Here is a 22,153-nt window from a genome sequence, read left to right as displayed (position 1 = left end):
ATGTCCAAGGACAGATGAGTTAGCCAAATGGTAAAAATAATTACAAATTATTAAGACCTGTCTCTGAGAATAATTGAATAGTTTTGTCAATAACTTATCAGACGAGCTTTAATCGCCTTTGACATTTGTGCAAAATTTGCATAAACCATACCTAGTAAAATCTAATTGGTACTAGAATACTTCCATGATTCCTCAAGCTAAAAAAGAGCATCTTGTCCGTATGTGAAGCACCCATGTCTGAAGACACGGGCTTCCTAGACTCAATTCGTAACCGAATTGATGCACTGTATTTCAACAGCATTCTTAGGCGTAGATTCCTGTCATAAGCGACAGTATTTTAGATGAGGACACGGGTCTGGAGGTTGCCTGCAGACCGTGAGATGTCCGTTCAGAGAAGGCTAACAAATTATGACAAGCATTAACATCGCGGTCATGATGCGCTTTGCATTCGGGACAAGACCATTCTCTATCTTTTAGAGTTAAATCCTCTTTAATATACCCACAGTTAGAACATCTTTTAGAACTAGGAAAGAATCTATCGACACGGTATATATCACAACCATAGAGTTCTCCTTTGTACTCCAAAAGATTTAGAAATTGTCCCCAAGCTACATCACTAATTTGTTTGGCTAATTTTCGATTTTTGACCATTCCTTTAATATTTAAGTCTTCACAGCTAATAACTTGATTTTCGTGTGTTAGCTTTAGACTTATTTTATGTTGGTAGTCTAATCGCTGATTGGCTACTTTCTCGTGAACTTTAGCTACAGCAAGTCTAGCTTTATTCCGATTATTAGAACCTTTTTCTTTTCGGCTTAACCTCCTTTGTCTAATTTTTAATCGTCTTAACGACTTCTGAAAGTATTTAGCGTTCTTGAACTTCTCAGGTTTAGAGGTAATACAAAAATCCTTTAAACCTAAGTCTAATCCAATTTTGCCTCCATTTAACGGAACTTTTGGGATATCCTGCTCGGTTAATATCGATGCAAAATACTTTCCTGATGGAGTTTTGCTAATCGTGACGCTTTTAACAGTTCCTTCAACTTCTCGATGAATGACCATAGAGATAGCATCCATTTTCGGAAGTTTAAGTTTGTTATCTTCCGTAATTGAGAAATGTTGAGGAACCCTAAAAGATTGCCGATTTGACTTCCTTTTAAATCTCGGAAACTTGCCTAGCTTTTTCAAGAACCGTGTAAAGGCTGATTCTAAATCTTTTAATGTCTGTTGTAATGACTGGGAATTGACTTCACTTAACCAGTTAAACTCTTTCTTGAGTTGAACAAGTAAGTTAGCCCATTCTTTGTATCTAAAATGTTTTTTATACTCAGCATAGACATCGGTGGTCACTCTTAAAAAGTGATTGTAAACAAAGCGTGAACATCCGAAGCATTTTTGCAAAAATGCTTGTTGTTCTTGATTCGGATATAGTCGAAATTTATACGCTTTGTTTGCCATAACCAAAACCTCCTAGCCCAATTCTAGCATAGTTTATCTAAAATGCTATACTTGGTTAAAAACGTGCCTTCCATCCCACGATTGAAATCGCGGGTGTTCTCGGCACTTCATAAAAGAGACAAGCTCTTCGGGTTGCCAATTATTGAGGAAGACAAGAGGATTAGTTTGTACTTGTCCAAACAAAGGATTTAGATAATCAGAGATTCCGCTAGTATGGTTTAGTAGCTGTCGAACTGTAATACTTTCATGATTTTGAATGGCAGACACAATAGGGATGAAACCCAAATTTATAAAATTAGCTTACTACAAAAAGTCAAAAAACTGTACTTAAATTGTTAAATCTTAAATAATTGAAATAATGAACATTTTAGAAAGTTTCAAAATGGCATCAGCCACCCTAATTGCTCATAAACTGCGGAGTAGCTTAACAATAACAGGAATCACCATCGGGAGTGCTTCAGTAATTTTAATGATTGGGATCGGAGAAGGTGCGAAACAACTAGCAACCGAACAGTTTAAATCCTTGGGGCCAAATGTTCTTTTTGTCTCACCGGGATCAGAAAAAGCACGAGAAACGAGCTTAAATCCCCCAAAAACGCTAGTTTTAGCCGATGCCGAAGCGATCGCATCTCAAGTCCCCACAGTCGCCGCCGTCGCCCCACAAATTAATTTAAGAGAATTAATTACTTATCGTAACCGCAACACCAAACAATTAGTTTTAGGAGTAACACCCGAATTTCTCGAAGTGAGAAACTATCAAATTGCTAAAGGAAGATTCATAACACAAATTGACATAAAACGCAAGATATCAGTTGTCGTACTGGGTTATGATTTAGCTCAACGACTTTTTGTAGAGAAAAACCCTTTAGGCGAACAAATCCAAATTAGAAATCTTCGTTTAGAAGTCGTTGGTGTGCTGGAACCCAAAGGAACATTTTTAGGCACTAATCAAGACGAAACAGCCTATTTACCCATTTCAACTCTGACTCTTAAACTCAGAGGACAAAACTCGCCCTATGGAACCGCCTTAACTTATATGTCAGTTTCCGCACGAGATAAAAATAGTATTCGCGCCGCTAAATTCCAAATTGAAAACTTACTTCGTTTACGACATAAAATTACAAATGAAGATGACTTTACAGTAAGCACCCAAGAGACAATTCTAAAAACAGTAGATTTGGTTACTAACGGACTAATTGTCATGCTGGCTCTCATTGCGAGTATATCATTACTTGTGGGTGGGATCGGAGTCATGAATATTATGCTAGTTTCCGTCACCGAACGAACCCAAGAAATCGGACTACGCAAAGCTTTAGGAGCAACCGAAAAAGATATTCTTTTTCAATTTCTCATTGAATCAATTCTACTTTCAATAGCAGGAGGAATTTTAGGCACAGTGATCGGTATTAGCGGAAGTTTATTAATTAGTAGCCTATCCACTTTATCCGTAATCTTGTCTCCTTGGGTGATTGTTCTAGCAGTTGGGACATCGGGCGCAATAGGGTTATTTTTTGGTGTAGTTCCAGCCCAAAAAGCCGCACAACTTGAACCCATTGTTGCTTTAAGAAAATCGTAAAGATGCGATATATCACGTCTCTACATTTCATAATCACTTAAAAGGATCTCAACATCTCGCAAAGTACGAAAAGCATAACCCCCTATACCGACTAACATGGTACAGAATGCCATTAAAGAATATAAAAGAGCGATCCCCGCACCAGATCCCGTACCAAAAATCGGTGCAAAAATAGCCGCTAAACTTCCACTCTCAACCATAGCAGGTTCAAAAAAGCGATCGACTAATGGCCCCGCAATTAAAGCAGAAAAAGCCGTAATCACTAAACCAATCATCTGATCAGCCGCTAAAACCCTTCCTTGCAACGCGGGCGGTACTTTAGAATACCAAATTGCATTACTCGAACTATAAAACAGAGGAATGGGTAAAGATGCAGCAAAATGCGCCCCGATCCAAACTAGAGGCGTTTGACCTAAACCTAACAATATTTTAAAGAAACCTGTGCCAATAAAACCGAGTAGCATTCCGTTAATTCGACGTTTAAAACCACCCCAAACACTCAGTAATATTGCTCCTAAAATACCGCCAATTCCTGCGGCGGTTGTTACAGTTCCTAAAACCTGAGCGTCACCGCCAGAACGTGCTAGAATCAATGGGCTATATAAGGCTTTCCCAATGTCACTAGGTAGGGCAAAAAGCGAAAACGCAATCACCATCGCTACCAAACTGGGTTTAGTAGAAATATAGCGAAAACCAAAGGTTAAAGAGAGCCAGATGTTTTCTTCAGATGATGAATGATCCGGAGGTTGGGGGATCACAACGCCAAAAAGAGTTCCAATAGCCGCCGTAAAAGTGAGGAGATCGATCAGGAGAATTCCTCTTAAACCAATGATAGTATAAAGACTACCCGCCAAAGCAGGGGCAATAATCGCACTTCCATAGCCAACCGCAGCCACCATACTTTCAGCACGAGTATAATTCTGTTTCGAGACTAGCATACTGATTGATGTCGAATAAGCCAGCATTTGTATCTGTCCAAAACAACCGTAAACCGCAACAGCAACATAAAGATGCCAAATTTGTAATCGTTCTGAAAAATAAAGAATAGCGATCGCACCTGTACAAAATAGCGCGATCCAATCTCCTAGTAACATTAAATTTTTACGGCTAAAGCGATCGACAATAATACCAGCAACGGGAGTCACAAAAATGCGCGGTAGTTGGGAAAAAAAAGTAACTAAGGTTAGATCCGTCGCATTTCCCGTTTGTTGCCACACCCAAATCGTTAGAGCAAAAACCGTCATAAAACTACCAATGGTAGACACCATCTGCCCTAGCCAAATTATTACAAAAGTTCGCATTTTCTCTAAAACTCCCAGGAAATCGTTCCCACGACAGAAAATGGCGCACCTGGAATTACTCTAACATCATTGCGTGAGCCTTCAAAATATCGATTATCAAAAAGGTTTTTGAAGTTAACGGCTAGATTTAATTGATCTCGTCGATAATAAATCGCTGCATCGGCACGAACATAACTCGGCAGTACAAATGTATTTTCTAAATCTCCCTGTTGATCGCCTTCAAAAAATACGCCCATACCAAAGCCTAAACCTTGTAGAATGCCTTGTTGAAGGATATAAGTTGTCCAGACACCTGCCGCGTGTTTAGGAACATTAGTCAGTTGATTATCGACTAAATTAGCGCGTTTATCGTCAGTAATGGTGGCATCGGTATAAGAATAGTAACCGATGATGTTCCATCCTGGTAAGATTTCACCGACTATATCTAATTCAATTCCTCGGCTTTTTTGCTCACCGATTTGAATTTGAAAGCCTGCATTATCGGGATCTTGATCGATATAATTGGTGCGGGTGAGATCGTAGAATGCTAAAGTAGCGAGCAGTCTATCTGGAATTAGTTCTGCTTTGACTCCGACTTCATACTGTGTGCCTTGTTCGGGTTCAAAAAATTCCCCAGTAAAACTTTGTCCCGCGACTGGTTCAAAGGATTGACCAAAACTCGCATACAAAGAAATTATTTCAATTGGTTTATAAATTAGACCTACTCGTGGACTAAAAACATTATCCTGTCGATAAATATTATTTTGTTCCTGTAGGCGATCGGTAAAATTTTGCTCGGCAATATCAAAACGTCCCCCTAAAACTAAAATCAATTTATCAAAAAATGTGATCTGATCTTGTAAGTAAAAACCCCAAGAATTGATAGTTGTATAATAATCTTGAAAGGGAAATCTATTTCTCACACTATCGGGACTATAAACAGGATTAAAGATATCAATATCATCTAAATTACTGAAGAAAATTTTATCGTCGTTTTCTTCATAAGCATACTCGATCCCGAAGAAAATTTTATGAGCCATCCAGCTAGTAGCTTGGATATTTCCCACCACGCTAGTATTAAGGATATAGTTAGTTTGTTGAGAGGGGTTATCGGCTAATAATCGTGTCAGAGTGCGATCATCTGAGCTTAAGGAAACGGGTAATACGAAAACATTTCCTGTTTCTTCGGGAGTGTAACCTAAAGCCAGCAAAAATTCATTTTTAATTGACCATTGTTCATTAAATTGATGTTCAAAACGATGAGCAAAACGAGTTACATAACTTTCACTTTCAGTTAAGGAAGGTTCCCCTAAGTTGGTTCGGATATTTAATTGTCCGTTGGGGTTTCTGACTGCTGTTCCAACTGCGGGAAGTTCGGGACCTGAACCATTAGTTTTAGCATCTAGATACTCGCCTTCAAAGGTAATTTTAGTATTTTCGGCAATTTGAATCGAGATCGCTGGTGCAACTATAAATCTTCGATCAATTCGTTCAAAGTCTTGAAAAGTATCGCTTGTCTCATAGGAAGACGCTAAACGATATAAAATGCTACGATCGCTATTTAATGGCCCACCTAAATCAATTACAGGACGAATCAGATTAAATTGACCGGCATTAAATTCGATACGGTACAGGGGATCACTCAGGGGTTGTTTGGTGACAAGATTAACGGTTCCGCCTAAGTTTCCTTGACCAAATAGAATAGAAGCGGGGCCTTTGAGAACTTCGATCCGTTCAACATTGGTTGTAATTCCGCCAAAAAATCTTTGTGTCTCGTCTCGCAAGCCATTTCTTAAGATATTTGAACTTTCAAACCCACGAATGACAGGGGTTAAAGAGAGAGAGCTAGTCGAGACACGACCACTGGTTACGCCGCTAACATTTCTTAGACTCTCACTAACTGTAGCATTATTTTGATCTTGGATGACTTGCCCTGGAACAACATCAATATCTTGAGGTGTATTTAATATTGATGTACCATCTCTCGATACTGAAGCCTCTTGAGGTGGTGCGTAACTGTTTTCTGGGGGCGTTTCTTGAGTCGCTACAATAACAATTTCCTCTTCTTCAGTGATCATTTCCTCTGTTTTAGTTAGACTAATTAATAATCCTTGAGGATTGGTCTTGACTTCTGCAACAGGTTGTGTATCAGTGCCGACAATGGTAATTAGAATACTATTGGATTGTTGATTCACTTGGATTGAATTAATCCCCGGTAATGGGTTATTTTGTCGAAAGTCTCTTGCACCGTTTGGTAATTTAAGTTGAGCATTTTTAAGCTCGATTAATAGAGTATTTCCGGAGCGAGTTTGAGTCAATGGAGCAATAGAACTATTACCCGTCTGTACAATGAGATCTAAGCCGTTTTCTGTTGTTTCTAAACGGATTTCTGTAACTTGTGTAATTTGAATAACTTGCGCCCAAGCGGGTTGAGATACACACACAGAAATTGCGCCAGTCAGCCATAAACTAGGGAAAAATAACTCTAGTTTGTTTCTTTTCATAATTAATTTATAAATTTATATACGCAGATGTCTAATACTCAGTTAATATCTGAGTAAAATCGGGAGCCAAGGACGAGCATCAACTACCTGATTTTGAGCATTTTCATCAAAGGTTAATTCTAGCAGGGGTGATTTGCCTCGTTCAATGGCGATAATTCCCTGATCTTCTAGCAAAGAAACCGCATTTGTCAAAGCAAGATGAGTATTAACTTTGATTTTTACTCCAGTTAGTTTTTTAATTCCTAAAGGATGAGTCATCAATTCCTGATGATATTCGTTTTTATTATCTAACCAGTTCGTCAGCGCGATTTGATGAGGAATTGTAAAACATATCGGCTCTTGAATTGCTTCTAAGTTTTCTGCTGAAAAATTAATTTTTGTTTCAGAATCGCCCCACTCTGTTTTAAATGTGCTATCTATAGATGTTGATAAATGAAAACGATAATTAATTTTAGCCCGTAAACCAATACCGAAGGGAGATGCGCCAGTTTGCTGCCACTGCGATCGCTCTAGAAGATTCATCTTTGTTTGTGCCGAATACTGTCTAAAAGCAATTTCGTCTTCAATTGAGATAAGCTCAAGATAAGCATTTTCAAAAAAGAAGATCGTTGATACAGTTCCTTGTGACTCACGTCTAACAGTCTGAGGAGGGTTGTTTAAACCTAGTTCTTGCAACACAAAAACGTCTGATAATCTTCTTCCTGTATAGATTTGAAGATGATCGACTTCTAGTAAAGCATGATCTGTATTCACCATTAATAGTTGAGTTGTCATAGAGATTTTCCGTTAGTGGTAGTAGTGTTTCTAAGAGCGATGTAGAAAATTTAATTTTGAATTTTTGTTTACATATAAAGTCATTAATGGCTACTAAAAATTAGCTCGATATTGAAAAGGCTCATCTATCTATCGAATAAATGATACTTATTTTCAATAAGCATATTAATTATAGACAGGAAATGAAGATCACTGTCAACCGTTTTTGGAGATACTTTACAAAAAATACAACTTTGTGCAGAGTTCGAGTTACTAATTCTTGGCAAAATAAAGGTTATTTTGTCGAAATTGGGCATTATTTATAATTCATCATTATCAAAAACTCTTGCAATAATAACAATACTTAGCAAAACGAGTGTCGCACTAATGAGAAAAGCTCCCTGATAACCTATTGCATTAGCAATAAAACCGCTTATCGCACCTGCAGTTAAGCTACCGACAAAAACAAGCGAAATTTGTAACGTATAGTCAAAACCCGCCGTCAAGAGCCGACTTTTGTCCATCATCACCGTATACATGGGAATACACGCCATACTATAGGCAAACTGAAATCCCATACTTACTAGATAAAGAATGGGAATGCTAGTCCATCCTAGAGTCGGGATAATAAAAGTAGCATTTGCGATCGCCATTCCTCCACCCAAAGTAATTAAAGATCGCTTTCTTCCAAGAATTTTAACCAAAAAACCACCGACAAACGAACCAACGAAACCCGCACTAAAAGCAGCAATACCATTAATTAAACCAATTTGAGCCAAAGATAGACCGAGATCAACTAAAAAAGGACGAAACATCGTATTAGCGATCGTTGTTCCCATCATATATACCAGTAACACTAAGATCCAACGTCCAATCTTAGGACGAGTAAAAAATTGTAGAAATACTTTCCAGTTGAGTTGAGTTCTTGGTGGATAACTAGCGATCTTCTCATCGGGAGCCTCCCTGAAACCCCGCTCGTTCACGACGGGGAGGGATAGGAGCGTAAGTCGCAAGACTTACAATCTTTGTGTTAGTATGTGAGACATGGAAAAAGCTTTTCGCTATAGATTTTACCCCACCCCAGAACAAGAGTCGCTGTTGCGGCGCACCTTGGGATGTACGAGGTTGGTTTATAACAAGGCTCTCCATGAGAGAACCCAAGCTTGGTACGAGAGACAGGAGAGGGTTGGGTATCCCGAAACCTCTACTATGCTGACCCGATGGAAAAAGCAAGAAGATCTTGGTTTTCTTAATGAGGTTAGCTGTGTTCCTCTGCAACAAGGGCTTAGGCATCTCCAAACCGCTTTCACTAATTTCTTCGCCCGAAGGGCTAAATATCCCAACTTTAAGAAGAAAAGAAATGGGGGCAGTGCTGAATTTACCAAATCGGCTTTCAAGTTCAAAGACAAAGAAATTTATCTTGCTAAGAACTCGGAGCCATTGCCCATTAGATGGTCTAGGCAAATCCCTAAAGGATGTGAACCGAGTAGTGTAACGGTTAATCTTCACCCCTCTGGTCGTTGGCATATCTCGATTAGGTTTGATGATCCAACAATTCAACCATTGCCTGTCAATGAGAATGCTATCGGAATCGACTTGGGAGTAACTAGCTTGATTGCCACGAGTAACGGTGAAAAGATTATTAATCCTAAGCATTTCAAAAAGCACTATAAGCGTTTGAGAAAAGCGCAAAAAAGTCTTTCTCGTAAACAGAAGGGTTCGAGAAACAGGGCAAAAGCCAGAATTAAAGCGGCTAGAATTCACCTGAAAATCTCGGATTCTCGAAAAGATTTTTTGCATAAGTTGACGACTCGCTTGGTACGCGAAAATCAAACAATTGCCGTTGAGTCGTTGGCTGTTAAGAATATGGTCAAAAACCATAAACTCGCTTTGGCTATTTCTGATAGCTCTTGGAGTGAATTGATTCGACAACTGAATTACAAGTGTTATTGGTACGGGCGAAAATTGGTTGCTATTGACCAATGGTTCCCTAGTTCCAAACGTTGTAGTTCCTGTGGGCATCTTGTCGATAAAATGCCTCTTAGTATTCGTAACTGGATTTGTCCTGAATGTGGTTGTAACCATGATCGGGATATCAATGCGAGTAAGAATATTTTGGCTGCGGGACTCGCAGTGTCAGTCTGTGGAGCGACCGTAAGACCCGAACAGAGTAAATCTGTTAAGGCAGGTGCATTGAAGCAGAAACTTAAATCGTGAGGTTTAGGAATCCTCTCCGTTTACGGAGGGGAGGAGGTCAACTACATAAAATGCGACGGGATCACGAGAAAGAAAATTAAAGTTACTCAAGCCTCGAATACTATATAAAATAAAGTTACGATTTGGCGTAAATACAGTAAAGTTGGGTGTATTAGCTGCAATCCCACTAAAAGAAGTAATATCAGCATCTCTAATTTCTTGTTGCGTAATTACTGTAACGCTGACGGGGACATTCTGTACATTTTCGGGTTGTTTTTCCGCCGTAGAAACGATAATAATTTCTGTTAGAGGTGGAATGATACTAAGAATGAGTCCTTGTTGACTGGAGATGATTTCGCCATCGGGAGGTGCATCAATTCCTGTTACGGTGATTCTGACGCTGTTCGTTCCAAATTCTATAATACTAATTGCCGCAATATCTTCGATCGGGTTTTCTTGATAAAATTCTTGTCCGTCTAATAACTGTAACTGAGCATTGGGAATTTCAACAATTAGGTTATTTCCTTCTACTACCGTTGTACCATCAAGGGTTTCACCATTTGCCGTTTCTAAAATAATTTCTATTCCATCTGGTTTTTTTTGGAGTTGTACCCCCGTAATGACGATGAGAGCTTGAGTTAATTGTATTTTAGAATCAATGCGATCGATTTGTTCGTATGAGCGATTAGCTTGAGCGGGAACAGTCGCTAGAATTAATATCAGGGAACATAGACTCATTTCTCCTGAAAATTTGACAAAATTCACTTTTTGCCTCACTCCTCACAGTTTGAATTGTTGAAAAAACTTGATGTTAAGATAGTTTAAGCAATCGGTAAAATCAAAAGACAAGCCGTCAAACTTAGTCTAGGTTTAATTCTTAGTCCGGTGATGTTAACAATCTGTTGAAAGCCCTTAAATGCTTATGCCAAACTCGTAACGATTAATCAATAATCCAATTACAATATCGTGCATTTCCTCCGATCTCGAAAAGCCGATAGTTTTTCTTTGAAGTCTCTTAATTCTCGTTCTTAATGTTAAATGTTTTCTCTCGATTTTTTGAGTTTTTTTCTGGCTAACTTCATGCTGTGAAGTCGGTAAATTTCTCAAGTAAGTTTTATAACCATCCGTACAATATTTCTTGATCCCAAACGGTTCCAGTAATGCTTTTAATTTTAAGAAGACTTCATCTTTTCTTCGACCAAAGACATAAGCTAATACTTTTCCTGTCTTTCTATCAATTGCATGCCAAAGCCCGAAGCGGATTTTTTTTGCTTCCTTTTCCTTCGCTAGACTTTCCGTTCTTCGAGCGAGATTTCAGTTGAGTGGCAATCGGGGCATAAAAGCAGCGAGCCAAACAGTCATAGGCTTTGCAAGAAGAGGACATCGATACTCTAGCATATAACTAGCTTTATTTCTTGGCTTTTCAACAGATTGTTAACATGGCGATATAACTGGATCGCAGTTACAAGACTTTGTAAATTTCCAGAAATCAAGGTAAGATCAGAAACAGCGATCGCTACATCGGTTCCTGTACCAAATGATCAGTTTCTCAATTTTTTGCTCGAACAATTTACCCGTTTTCAAATTCCTTCATCTTCCATTTGTTTTGAAATTACCGAAACCCCAGCGCTCGCTAATTTAATTAAGGAATTAAAAAAGCTAGGGTGTCGTTTTGCCCTTGATGATTTTGGTAGTGGTATAAGTTCCTTTATGTACCTAAAAAATCTACCAGTTGATTACTGAAAAATTGACGGTAATTTCGTCAACAAACTGACTGAAAGTCTTTTATAGCGAACAATGATCCAATGTTTTCAGAAAATTGCTAAGGCGCTGAAGATCGAGACAGTCGCTGAGTGGGTTGAAAATAGTTTTATCTTAGAAGAATTGCGAAACATTGGAATAGATTATGCTCAAGGCGAAGGAATTAAGCAGCTTTTTGCTCTTAATTTGGGGCTAAACTAGAAAATACAATAGAGTTTGGGCTTTAAACAAAAGAACCATAATTCAATTCTGATGTAATTAAAACTACGATACTTGGTAGTTTTTGAATTGTTAAGAAAGATTACAAATTGATGAAGCGATCAATCTAGTTCGGAGTCTCCTGCGTAAAATCCTCGGACATCTTTCGATGTTCAAGCAATTTTATGTTTTTTAGGAGAAATTTTTCATGAAATTTAATAAAGTCAATGCAGTGCTTTTCACACTCTTCTGTGCAACGCTATCGAATAGCTTCGGTAATTCCCAAGCAGAGGCAGCTAACATTCAATTAATTGGCTTAACTGACAATAACTCCCTAGTTCTCTTCTATCCTAATAATTCCAGCAACACTCAAACGGTGGGGATTACGGGAATTAGTGGCAATTTAGTCGGCATAGATGTTCGTCCTGCTGACAAGAAGCTTTATGGTGTTACAGATAGCAACAGTATTTATACAATTGACCCATCTACAGGAATAGCACAACTGGTAATGAACCCGCCTACTGTTCCTTTTACATTAAACGGAACTTCTTTCGGCGTTGACTTTAACCCAGTTCCCGATCGCATTCGCGTTGTTAGTGATGCAGACCAAAATTTACGGTTAAATCCAATTACGGGTGGCATCGCCCTCAATCCTAATACAACACCAGCGATCGATGTTCCCCTCAGCTATGCCAGTGGTGATCCCAATGCAGGAGCGGATCCTAACATCGTGGCAGCCGCCTACACTAATAACTTTGCCGGCACAACGACGACTACGCTGTTTAACATTGATTCTAATTTGGACATCTTAGTACGGCAAGGTGGCTTTAATGTTCCGCCTGGCACCCCCTCACCCAACGACGGACAACTTTTTACGATAGGAGCTTTAGGTATTGATTTCGGCTCACAAGGCGGGTTTGACATTTTCTCTAATGGTCAAGATATGGCTTTTGCGGCCTCTGGTTCTAGTTTATACTCGATTGATTTGACTACAGGTGCTGCAACGACTTTAGGCACGATCGGTGGTAGCCCTAATATCGTCGGTTTGGCTGCTAGAGCGGTTCCTGAACCTGGTATGGTTGGATCGTTGATGGGTTTTAGTGTTTTTGCTGTATTTAGTCGTTTTTTCCGTCGCAATATATCTCATTAATTCAAAAATCCTAGCCCTTCCGTGCAGGGAATATAAATCAAATCACGGGTTTTTAGAGGAATAAGTTGACAACTTGCCCCTCGACCAATAGTCTGCCACAATCAAAGCATTCACTCATTTTTGACTTGTGAAAAAAGACTGGTCTGTAGAGTAGTTCAACTTTTCCTCTTTTTTTATTAAAAAATTATTATGCTTGTTTCCCGAATTTTTAACACCAAAAAAATCTCTAATTTGGCTTTTATATTAATCTCCATATTGGGTTTATTTTCTAACTCGGCTTTGGCTGCTGAATTAGAAGAAATATTGAAACGAGGTCAGCTAATTGTCGCAGTTAAAGATAATGTGCGTCCCTTGGGTTTTAAGGATTCTCAGGGAAATCTACAAGGTTTTGAGATCGATATTGCCAGAAATTTAGCTCAAGAATTACTCGGTGATCCCGATGCGGTGGTTTTTAAACCAGTTAGCAATTTAGAACGAATTCCTGTACTTTTAGATGGTAAAGTCGATCTGGTTATTGCTAGAGTTGGGCAAACTTCTTCACGTTCTCGCATTGTCGATTTGAGTAACTTTTATTATTTAGACGGAACCAGTATTGTTACAAAAAATCCCAATTTATCTTTAGAGTCACTGAACAATCGTAAAATAGCTGTTTTAGAGGGATCGGGGACAATCGCCATTTTACGATCGCAACTTCCGACCGCTCAACTCATTGGGGTAAAGTCGTATATGGAGGCTTTCGCTTTGTTAGAATCTGAACAAGTAGAGGGCTTTGCTGCTGATGACAGTGTTTTAGCGGGATGGATACAAGACTATCCGCAATATCGGCTATTACCCATTGCTCTATCGGGCGAACCTCTGTGCGTCGTCATGCCTAAAGGTTTACAATATGAAAGCTTAAGGCAGAAAGTCAATAGAGCGATCGCACAATGGCGAGTTTCAGGTTGGCTTAAAGAGCGAGCCATTTTTTGGGGTTTACCGATCACCTCAGTCCATCGTCAACCTTAATTTATGCTGTATTATGGATGATAATTTACCAGTAATTTACCTATCAGGACTACTCGTTTTTGTTGCGGGTTTAGCCGTTTTTGTTCTGATTCAAATTGTTAAAACACGTCGTTTTGAAGGTCGTTTTAGTCGATTACAAAAAAAACTTAAACAAGAAAAAGGAACCGCACGAGAATATTATGAATTAGGCAGTATGTTTTTAGATAAAAAGCTTTATGTACAGGCAATTAGTTTATTACAAAAAGCTTTAAAAGCCGAAGAAGAAATAGATCCTGATAATAAAGCACTAATCTATAACGCCCTTGGATTTGCTTATTATTCACAAGAACAATATGAAATCGCCATCCGAAACTACAAAGATGCTATTAAGTTTTCACCGCAATATGTCATTGCACTTAATAATTTAGCTAATCTTTATGAAAAAAAACAAATGACGGCTAAAGCCTTAGAAACCTATGAAGAAACCCTAAAATACGAACCCAAAAACAGCGTCGCTAAACGTCGTGCCGAATCCCTTCGCAAACGCTTTATTGCACAATCATAAACATCACTCTGTTTTATAAGCCGCCGGGGGCGCGGGAGGCGCGACATCAGGAGCAGGAGAAACGGCAATGGGGATCGAGGCTTCAACGGCAGGAGAAACGGGAATCGGTACAGAACGTTGTGGGGCGGCAACCGTTTCAGAAGAACGAGAAGAACGAGAACGACGGGCAACGATGCGAGTCGGGGCGGCGTATTGAATAGAAGCCGAATCCCGATTTCTACGCCGTCTGGTGCGTCTTTCCTCATTACGAGTGGGAGCCTCTTGAGTGGTTTTGTTGCCTTCGGTGACGACAGGCATGGTATAAAAGCTTTTACGAGGCTTAATCGGTTCTTTTTTAATAACTGGTTTGCGTCCCTCAATGCGTCTAGGTAAGGGTGGAAACTCTTGATAAGAAATATCCTTAATTGTATCCGTCATGAACCAACGCCAAACCACTGCCGCAGAACTCGAAGCCCCCCAAGTTTGCTGGTTATTGTCATTGCCGAGCCAAATACCCGTGACTAATTGAGGCACAAAACCGACAAACCAAAGATCTCTCGCTTTATCGGTTGTTCCTGTTTTCCCTGCCACTGGGCGACCAATTTGCGCCGCTTGCCCTGAGCCAGAATTAACCACACCAGTAAGCATCCAAGTCATAATAGAAGCGGTTTCAGGATCGATCGCTTCTCTAGATTCGGGTTTATTTTGATAAATTACATTGCCTTTGCGATCTAAAACTCGGCTAATTCCATAAGCTTTGTTATAAATGCCTGAATTGGCAAAAGTAGCATAAGCGTTCGTTAATTCGAGGGGTGTTACTTCCCACGCACCCAAAGCGAGAGAATAAGTCGGCTGTAGTTCCGATTCAATGCCCATAGCCCTAGCGATTTTAATAATTGGATTCCAACCCACATCAACAAGGATTTTAACGGCAACAACATTCAAAGAAGAGGCTAAGGCTTGACGCATTGGTACATAAGAACCCGTGTATTTATCGCCAAAATTTTCGGGTTTATAACCATCCACTGTGTATTCAGCGTTTAAATAGCCTTGATTTGGAGAAATGCCAGCAGCGATCGCCGTTGTATAAACAAAAGGTTTAAAAGTTGAGCCTGGTTGACGTTTTGCTTGAGTGACGCGATTATATTGATTTTTTTCAAAATCATTACCCCCAACCATCGTTTTAATTTGTCCGTTTCGGGGATCAATAGAAACTAAAGCCGCTTGTTTAAAGCGTTCCCAACGTCCATAGGATGAAAGACTTTTTTGAATGCTTTCTTCGGCGTAGGTTTGCCAACGAGAGTTTAGGGTTGTTTCTACCGTAAGTCCACCCGCTTGTAAAACTTCTTTCGATAGATATTTCGGGAGTTCTTTTTGGACATATTCAGTAAAATAAGGGGCTTTGCGTTGCATCCGTTTTAATGGGCTAGGATTCGTCACTAAAGGACTATCGATCGCCTGTTTAGCTAATTCTGGTGCAATAAACCCTTCTTTTTCCATACTTCTAATCACAATATCGCGTCTTTCTTTAGCAGCTTTTGGATTTTCCAGAGGAGAATAGACACTTGGGGCGGGAACAATTCCTGCTAAAGTAGCGGCTTCTGCTAAAGTTAATTGATCGATGGGTTTACTAAAATAGACCCATGCTGCATCCCCGATTCCGTATGCTCCTGAGCCGAGATAAACTAAGTTTAAATATTGTTCTAGTATTTGTGATTTATCTAATTTTTCTTCAATTTTTTGAGCGATACGCATTTCTTTGACTTTGCGGGCTATGCTCTGTTCTTGAGAAAGAAAAACAATTCGTGAAAGTTGTTGAGTAATGGTACTTGCACCCTCGACAACATCTCCCGCTTTTAGGTTAGAAAAAATTGCCCTGAGAATGCCTTGGGGATCAACACCGCTATGATCTTGGAAACGTCGATCTTCTGTAGCGATAAAAGCTTGTAAAACGTGATCAGGAATTTGCCAAATTTTGAGCTTATCGTGAGTAACTGGGCCTATTTCTTGTAAAACTGTGCCATCGGCGGCTTTAATGGTAATTGTGCCTTCTCGCGCATATGATAAAACATCATCAATTGATTTAGGGATACCGCTTTCGAGTTGAGAGAAAATTAAGCCAAAAGCGATCGCACTTGTTCCCGCCCCCAAACTTAAGCCAGTCCAAAACCAGAATTTAGGATGTTTTTGAAATTGTTGGACATTTTGAGCAATTAAGAGCGAATTTTGATAGACTGCTTGAGTAGCGGGTGATAGAGTTGGCAACAAGGAACGCTTTGAAGTTTGACTCGAACTTGAGGCCGTCTTTGGTTGAGATTCGACTGGAGGAAGCCGCCGTCTTCTGCGTCGGTTAGAGGCGCGATTTGCCGCCGCAGGGGTTTTCGGACGTTCTGGGCGTTCAGTCTCTAATTGATTGGCCAGAGAATGAAGAATTTGACCCAATCGTTTTTTTAATCTAGAACCAAAGTTATCTGACACGCCAACACCTCATACAATGAACAATTCACTTTATTCTTTGGGGATGTCATTATTGTTGCAGTTTTTCCCACCAAGAATGAAGGGGATAATAAAATGCTGGAGTCCAAAGACTACTCAAGATAGCGCAAGAAAGGGCGATTCTTTGATAATCCAGCCAAATTTCATCTATAGGACGGATCTCCAACAAAGCATACTGGAGAGCGATCATGGCTTCTGCAACTAAAGTTAAAATAAAAACTAATAAAACAATTGTAATCAAATCTTCTTTAATATGGCGTTGCAAACGAGCCGTAATAAATCCGACTAAGATCAAAACAATTACATGAGAGGGATAGGAAGAACTCATACTATCTTGGAGTAAACCCAAAATCAGACCAGCAATTACAGATGATAAAACTTTGTGTTTGAGACTCCAAGTCACCACCCAAATTAAAAACCAGTTTGGCCCGATGCCTAATAATGCCATACCAGGTAGACGAGTTGGCGAAAGCAACAGACAGAGTAAGACTGAACCGGTAATAAATAACCCGTTTAATAGTTGACGTTGGCGAGGAGAAAGTTTAGCGACTCTAATCACGGTTCATTTACTGGGGATTTTCTAAAGGATGAACGACAACCCATTCCAATTTATCGATCGCTGCGGTCAACTCAATTTTAGCTTCAGGGGCAGGATTTTTTTCTAACATAACTTTTTGGACGCGGCCGATGGGAATTCCAGCCGGAAATAAACGACTCACCGTAGAAGTCGTGATCACATCCCCTGGTTTAACATCAGGAACTTTCACAAAAAATTGCATGACTGCTACTTGAGATCCTTGTCCTTGAATGCGACCCATCGAACGACTCCGGCTAACTGATGCCCCAACGCGACTACTGGGATTACTTATGAGCAGAATGCGACTCGTATTCGGGGTTGTCTCCACGACTCGACCGACTAGACCGCCGATTCCTGTAACCGCCGCCCCGACTGCAATTCCGTCTTGACTGCCACGACCTATAATAATTTGTTGCCACCATTCATCAGCACTACGGCCAATAACTGGCGCTGTAACAACGGGTTTTTTTTGGGCTTCAAAATACTTAACTAAAGTTTTGAGTTGTTGATTTTGTTGTTCAACGTCTTTAAGGCGTTGTTCGAGTTCCCATACCCGTCGGTCTGTTAGTTGCTGTTCTTTTATAAGGGCTGAATCGGAATGAAAGGGGCGAGACAGAATCGCATAAAGCTCTAAAACTGCCCCCCCTTGCGTTTGACGAACCAACCAAGCGATAAAAATAGCTAAACTAACTAAGACAATTTGTAAGCCGTGCTGAGTCCATTTACGTCGCACTGTAAACATGGGATCTGAGAAAGGTTATCTTTGATGATTGCTGATGACCGTTAGGCGGTACGAGAAGTTTCACTAAGAATCCGTTCGAGTAATTTCTGATTTTTCAGAACTTCTCCCGTTCCTTTGACAACACATCGTAGGGGATCTTCGGCGACATGGGTTACAATACCGGTTTCATGACTGATTAGGGTATCTAAGCCCCGTAATAAAGCTCCACCACCCGCTAACATAATACCGCGATCGATAATATCGGCGGCTAATTCGGGTAAAGTACGCTCTAGGGTTCGTTTCACGGCATCAACAATAACAGAAAGGGGTTCCGACATACTTTCTCGGATTTCTTCCCCTTTAATGGTTACAGTACGGGGTAAACCAGACATTAAATGAAGTCCTCTAACTTCCATCATCGGTTCATCTTCTGCGGGTAATGGATAAGCTGAACCGAGACGGATTTTAATTTCTTCGGCGGTGCGTTCCCCAATAATTAGGTTATGAACCTTTTTCATGTAGTGAACGATCGAATCTGTTAATTCATCACCTGCCACTCGTACTGACTCACTTAGTACAGTTCCCTGTAAGCTCAAAACCGCGACTTCAGTGGTTCCCCCACCAATATCGATGATCATATTCCCGGTGGCTTCAGTGACGGGTAAACCGGCTCCTAGGGCTGCTGCAATGGGTTCATCGATTAAACCCACTTCTCGCGCACCGGCTCGCATGGCTGCTTCAACGACTGCCCGTCTTTCTACCCCCGTAATTCCACTAGGTATACCGATAACCATCCGAGGATTCCCTAATGGGTTTCCTTCGTGGACGCGGCGAATGAATTCGGCTAACATAATTTCAGCACTATAAAAGTCGGCAATTACACCATCTCGCAAAGGACGCAAAGCGGTTACATTACCGGGGGTGCGGCCGAGCATTTTTTTGGCCTCTTCCCCCACAGCTAGAGGATTTTTGTCCTTGTCAATGGCGACAACGGAAGGCTCTTCTAAGACAATACCTTTACCTGAGACATAAACTAGGGTGTTAGCTGTCCCTAAATCTATTCCCATATCTCTTGATAGAGAAAAGCGACTAAAGAAACCCACTGGCTCTACTACTCCTTATCTAAAAGAAATTGCAATTACTATAATTAGCGTTTATAAAATCACTGTGGATTTTATTACGTTTTGTTTAATAAGTCTAGCTAGGTTCACAAATTAATCATAAGTTTCAGTGAAATTTATGGTTTTTTGATCTCTATACCCTGCAATTTTTAGAATGGCGATCGTTCTTCTAGGTTCCCATAAGAAAGAGTAGAGGATGGGCGAAATGGATTCGCCCTCATTATTAGTTCTCGCGTACTAATAAAGCCATTGGAAAACGCTTAAATAAATCGGATACCGACACGACATCATCGGCTAAAACTTCATCGGTGAGTTGATTGCGCCATTGACCAGCCGGTAAACTAATACTGGTATCTTTCCAGCTTTCGGGTTGAGTAAATTCGGTTTGTAATCCCATAATCAAACGAGGAATGACAATAACCACAGAACCACCCCGACTAAAAGCCATAACGTGTTTTTCTTGGCTACCTTGAGGGTACAAAGGCTCATAAAAACCGTTTGAATCAAAAATTTGAGGGTGTAAAAAGCGTAAAGCTAAGGTTTGTCGAATTAACCACAGTTTCGGTAAACCTTCTGGATAACGACGACAAATATCTTCAATAGAGATGGTTTTGAGTTCATCTAACAAACTACGACGTAAAGCAAAATCAACAACACGACGGTTATCGGGATCGACTAAACTGTGATCCCATAATTCAGTCCCTTGGTAAATATCGGGTATACCTGGTGTCGTCAGTTTTAAAAGGGTTTGAGAAAGGGAATTAATATAACCCGGAATCACCAATGATTGAACGAAATTTTCAAGATCTGCGATAAATTCCCCATCATTAAATGTATTCTTGATAAATTCCCGTAATGCGTCATCATATTCGGGATTGCGCTGCGCCCAACTGGTATATTGTTTAGACTCACAGACCGCTTTATCCATATAGTTATAAAGACGATCGAAAGAAATTGGCCACGCCCCGACTAAGGTTTGATAATATAAATATTCGGCATTGCGATCGGGAAATTGTTGATGACGATACTTTTCATTCATTTTTGACCAACGCTGTACCGTTTCGCTCCATTTTTCGGGAATTTCTGAAAGTAATAAAAGACGCGATCGCACATCCTCACTACGTTTTGTATCGTGGGTGGAACTCCCTAACATCGAATTGGGCCAATTTGCGAAAGCTTGTTGTGAAGTTTTATGAAATTCTTCTACACTACAGCCAAAATGACTGGGATTGCCGCCCACTTCATTAAGTGCGACAAAACGGTTATAACAATAGAATGCCGTATCTTCAACGCTTTTAGCCATTGCTGGGCCAGTTAGCTGCTGAAAACGCATCACAAAGTCATGCTCTAAATCTCCTGGTAAATTAAGTAATAGTAAACTCGCAATAAATTCAAAAGGTTCTGAACCTAAATCGGGCCGATGTTTTTTAGCTAATTTCGTTGCTTCAACAATATAAGCGACATCCGCTTCGGTAATATAATGAGTATTAGCCCTTGCATAAGTTCGATACACTGAAAAACAGCTAACCAATTCGATTAAAGCTTCTCTTAATTCATCTCGTGCAAAATCTCGATAACGCCAATGACGCGCCGTAATAGGTATCAGTAAATCAATCAAACGCCCCACTTCAGCGCATAACATATCCTGTAGAATAAAACGTTTTTTTTCTAAAACGATCGCTTCATAATCCGTCGGTTCTCCAGTAAACTCGGCATAAAATTTCGTTAATATTTCTTCACTATCGGGATCAATCAAAACACCTTGCGCCCGATTCATAAAATCATAACCTGTGGTTCCATCTACTGGCCAAGTAACGGGTAATTCTTCGCCTGGTTCGAGGATTTTTTCAACAACGATCCACGCATCGGGGGCGACTTCATGGAGTCTGCGTAAATATTGTTCGGGATCACGCAAACCGTCTGGATGATCGACTCGTAAACCATCGATTAAGCCTTGTTCAGTCCAGTGTATGATCGGTGCATGAGCCTCTTTAAATACGTTAGGATCTTCGACTCGCACACCTGCAAGGGTAATGATATTAAAAAAGCGACGGTAATTTAATTCTGTTGGCCCATGTTGATAAAATGTCAAGCGATAATTTTGTTTTTGAATTAACTTATCTAACGCTTCAGGCTCAGTATTGATGGTATAAATGGTATCTTCTTTAATTTTTATTGAATTTGGGTTAATTGGGAAGGTATGCTCATGATAGCGTAAGATTAATTCTTCTTCCTCGTAATCGAGTCGAATTTCACCTTTAGCTAAAACCGTCTCATAGCGATCGCCTAGTACGGGTGCTAAAATCTTTCCATGTAAGCGAGGATCGGGAGATTTCCAATCAATATCAAAATAAGGTGCAAATTTACTTTCTTTGCCATTTTTGAGAACATCCCACCACCAGCGATTCTGTGAACCACCGATCCCCATATGATTCGGTACAATATCAAGTACCAATCCCATATGATTTTTGTGTAAAGTTTTGGCTAATTCTATTAAATCTTCTTCAGTTCCCAAATCAGGATCAAGCTGTTCAAAGTCAAAAACATCATAGCCGTGAGTGCTACCAAACATAGCGAGTAATAGCGGTGATGCGTAAAGATGACTAATTCCGAGTTCGGATAAATAGGGAATTAAATCGATCGCACTTCTTAAAGTAAAACCACTACGGAATTGAATTCTATAGGTTGCTTTTGGTAATTTGAGCCGAGTATCTGACATTGTTTTTCACCTTTTTTGGGTTAGTTATCAATTAAACTATTTACTTCTAAATGCTATTGTTTGTTGTTTTTTTATTTGACCAAAGGGTTTGATTACTCATTCCTCTACGGTCTGT

The 22,153-nt window shown here is 40.0% G+C and carries 17 protein-coding genes and 1 pseudogene; 6 read left to right on the top strand and 12 right to left on the bottom strand.

Annotated features, from left to right (window positions below; translation table 11 throughout):
- Positions 1-303: 303 nt before the first annotated feature.
- On the bottom strand, positions 304-1,458 hold the full coding sequence (tnpB, locus tag C7H19_RS10550; protein ID WP_245927441.1) for an IS200/IS605 family element RNA-guided endonuclease TnpB: 1,155 nt from the start codon (positions 1,456-1,458) through the stop codon (positions 304-306).
- A gap of 358 nt (positions 1,459-1,816) precedes the next feature.
- Between tnpB and C7H19_RS10545 the strand changes: the two genes are divergently transcribed.
- Complete coding sequence (locus tag C7H19_RS10545; protein ID WP_106456845.1) at positions 1,817-3,034, top strand: ABC transporter permease; 1,218 nt, start codon at positions 1,817-1,819, stop codon at positions 3,032-3,034.
- Between the two features lie 20 nt (positions 3,035-3,054).
- Here the strand turns inward: C7H19_RS10545 and C7H19_RS10540 are convergent, their stop codons facing one another.
- The 4 genes from C7H19_RS10540 to C7H19_RS10525 form a co-directional block, all read right to left on the bottom strand.
- Positions 3,055-4,335 carry an MFS transporter gene (locus C7H19_RS10540; RefSeq protein ID WP_106456844.1) on the bottom strand — a complete coding sequence of 427 codons (1,281 nt, stop codon included), beginning with the start codon at positions 4,333-4,335 and terminating at the stop codon, positions 3,055-3,057.
- A 5-nt stretch (positions 4,336-4,340) separates the two neighbouring features.
- Entirely contained in the window at positions 4,341-6,818 is a 2,478-nt protein-coding gene (locus C7H19_RS10535) for a TonB-dependent siderophore receptor (protein ID WP_106456843.1), read from the bottom strand.
- 42 nt (positions 6,819-6,860) lie between these two features.
- Positions 6,861-7,592: a hypothetical protein gene (locus C7H19_RS10530; protein WP_106456842.1), complete on the bottom strand. Its 732-nt coding sequence runs from the start codon at positions 7,590-7,592 to the stop codon at positions 6,861-6,863.
- A gap of 299 nt (positions 7,593-7,891) precedes the next feature.
- Entirely contained in the window at positions 7,892-8,584 is a 693-nt protein-coding gene (locus tag C7H19_RS10525; protein ID WP_181280579.1) for an MFS transporter, read from the bottom strand.
- A gap of 31 nt (positions 8,585-8,615) precedes the next feature.
- Here C7H19_RS10525 and C7H19_RS10520 point away from each other — a divergent pair, with 31 nt between their 5' ends.
- Positions 8,616-9,788: an RNA-guided endonuclease InsQ/TnpB family protein gene (locus C7H19_RS10520; protein ID WP_106456840.1), complete on the top strand. Its 1,173-nt coding sequence runs from the start codon at positions 8,616-8,618 to the stop codon at positions 9,786-9,788.
- A gap of 3 nt (positions 9,789-9,791) precedes the next feature.
- Here the strand turns inward: C7H19_RS10520 and C7H19_RS10515 are convergent, their stop codons facing one another.
- Positions 9,792-10,505, bottom strand: coding sequence for an AMIN domain-containing protein (locus tag C7H19_RS10515; RefSeq protein WP_181280578.1), 714 nt, complete (start codon positions 10,503-10,505; stop codon positions 9,792-9,794).
- Between the two features lie 174 nt (positions 10,506-10,679).
- Positions 10,680-11,018, bottom strand: a pseudogene (locus C7H19_RS27175) (IS1 family transposase); the annotation flags it as partial.
- A gap of 306 nt (positions 11,019-11,324) precedes the next feature.
- Here C7H19_RS27175 and C7H19_RS27170 point away from each other — a divergent pair.
- From C7H19_RS27170 to C7H19_RS10490, 4 genes are all read left to right on the top strand, one after another.
- Positions 11,325-11,510 carry an EAL domain-containing protein gene (locus tag C7H19_RS27170; RefSeq protein WP_425428892.1) on the top strand — a complete coding sequence of 62 codons (186 nt, stop codon included), beginning with the start codon at positions 11,325-11,327 and terminating at the stop codon, positions 11,508-11,510.
- A gap of 424 nt (positions 11,511-11,934) precedes the next feature.
- Positions 11,935-12,876, top strand: coding sequence for a DUF4394 domain-containing protein (locus C7H19_RS10500; protein WP_106456837.1), 942 nt, complete (start codon positions 11,935-11,937; stop codon positions 12,874-12,876).
- A 189-nt stretch (positions 12,877-13,065) separates the two neighbouring features.
- Complete coding sequence (locus C7H19_RS10495; protein WP_106456836.1) at positions 13,066-13,881, top strand: transporter substrate-binding domain-containing protein; 816 nt, start codon at positions 13,066-13,068, stop codon at positions 13,879-13,881.
- Positions 13,882-13,894: 13 nt separating this feature from the next.
- The gene (locus C7H19_RS10490) at positions 13,895-14,425 is read left to right on the top strand and encodes a tetratricopeptide repeat protein (RefSeq protein ID WP_106456835.1); all 531 of its coding nucleotides are present in this window, start codon (positions 13,895-13,897) and stop codon (positions 14,423-14,425) included.
- Positions 14,426-14,428: 3 nt separating this feature from the next.
- Here the strand turns inward: C7H19_RS10490 and C7H19_RS10485 are convergent, their stop codons facing one another.
- The 5 genes from C7H19_RS10485 to treY all read right to left on the bottom strand — a co-directional run bounded on the left by C7H19_RS10485 (position 14,429) and on the right by treY (position 22,038).
- Positions 14,429-16,882, bottom strand: coding sequence for a transglycosylase domain-containing protein (locus C7H19_RS10485; RefSeq protein ID WP_106456834.1), 2,454 nt, complete (start codon positions 16,880-16,882; stop codon positions 14,429-14,431).
- A gap of 49 nt (positions 16,883-16,931) precedes the next feature.
- Positions 16,932-17,459: a rod shape-determining protein MreD gene (gene mreD, locus C7H19_RS10480; protein WP_106456833.1), complete on the bottom strand. Its 528-nt coding sequence runs from the start codon at positions 17,457-17,459 to the stop codon at positions 16,932-16,934.
- A gap of 7 nt (positions 17,460-17,466) precedes the next feature.
- On the bottom strand, positions 17,467-18,219 hold the full coding sequence (gene mreC / locus C7H19_RS10475) for a rod shape-determining protein MreC (RefSeq protein ID WP_106456832.1): 753 nt from the start codon (positions 18,217-18,219) through the stop codon (positions 17,467-17,469).
- 41 nt (positions 18,220-18,260) lie between these two features.
- Complete coding sequence (locus C7H19_RS10470; RefSeq protein ID WP_106456831.1) at positions 18,261-19,301, bottom strand: rod shape-determining protein; 1,041 nt, start codon at positions 19,299-19,301, stop codon at positions 18,261-18,263.
- A 241-nt stretch (positions 19,302-19,542) separates the two neighbouring features.
- Positions 19,543-22,038: a malto-oligosyltrehalose synthase gene (gene treY / locus C7H19_RS10465; protein WP_106456830.1), complete on the bottom strand. Its 2,496-nt coding sequence runs from the start codon at positions 22,036-22,038 to the stop codon at positions 19,543-19,545.
- Positions 22,039-22,153: the final 115 nt, after the last annotated feature.

The sequence above is a fragment of the Aphanothece hegewaldii CCALA 016 genome, assembly GCF_003007785.1.
Lineage (GTDB): Bacteria > Cyanobacteriota > Cyanobacteriia > Cyanobacteriales > Microcystaceae > Chroococcus > Chroococcus hegewaldii.
This window is presented reverse-complemented; position numbering and strand designations above follow the sequence as displayed.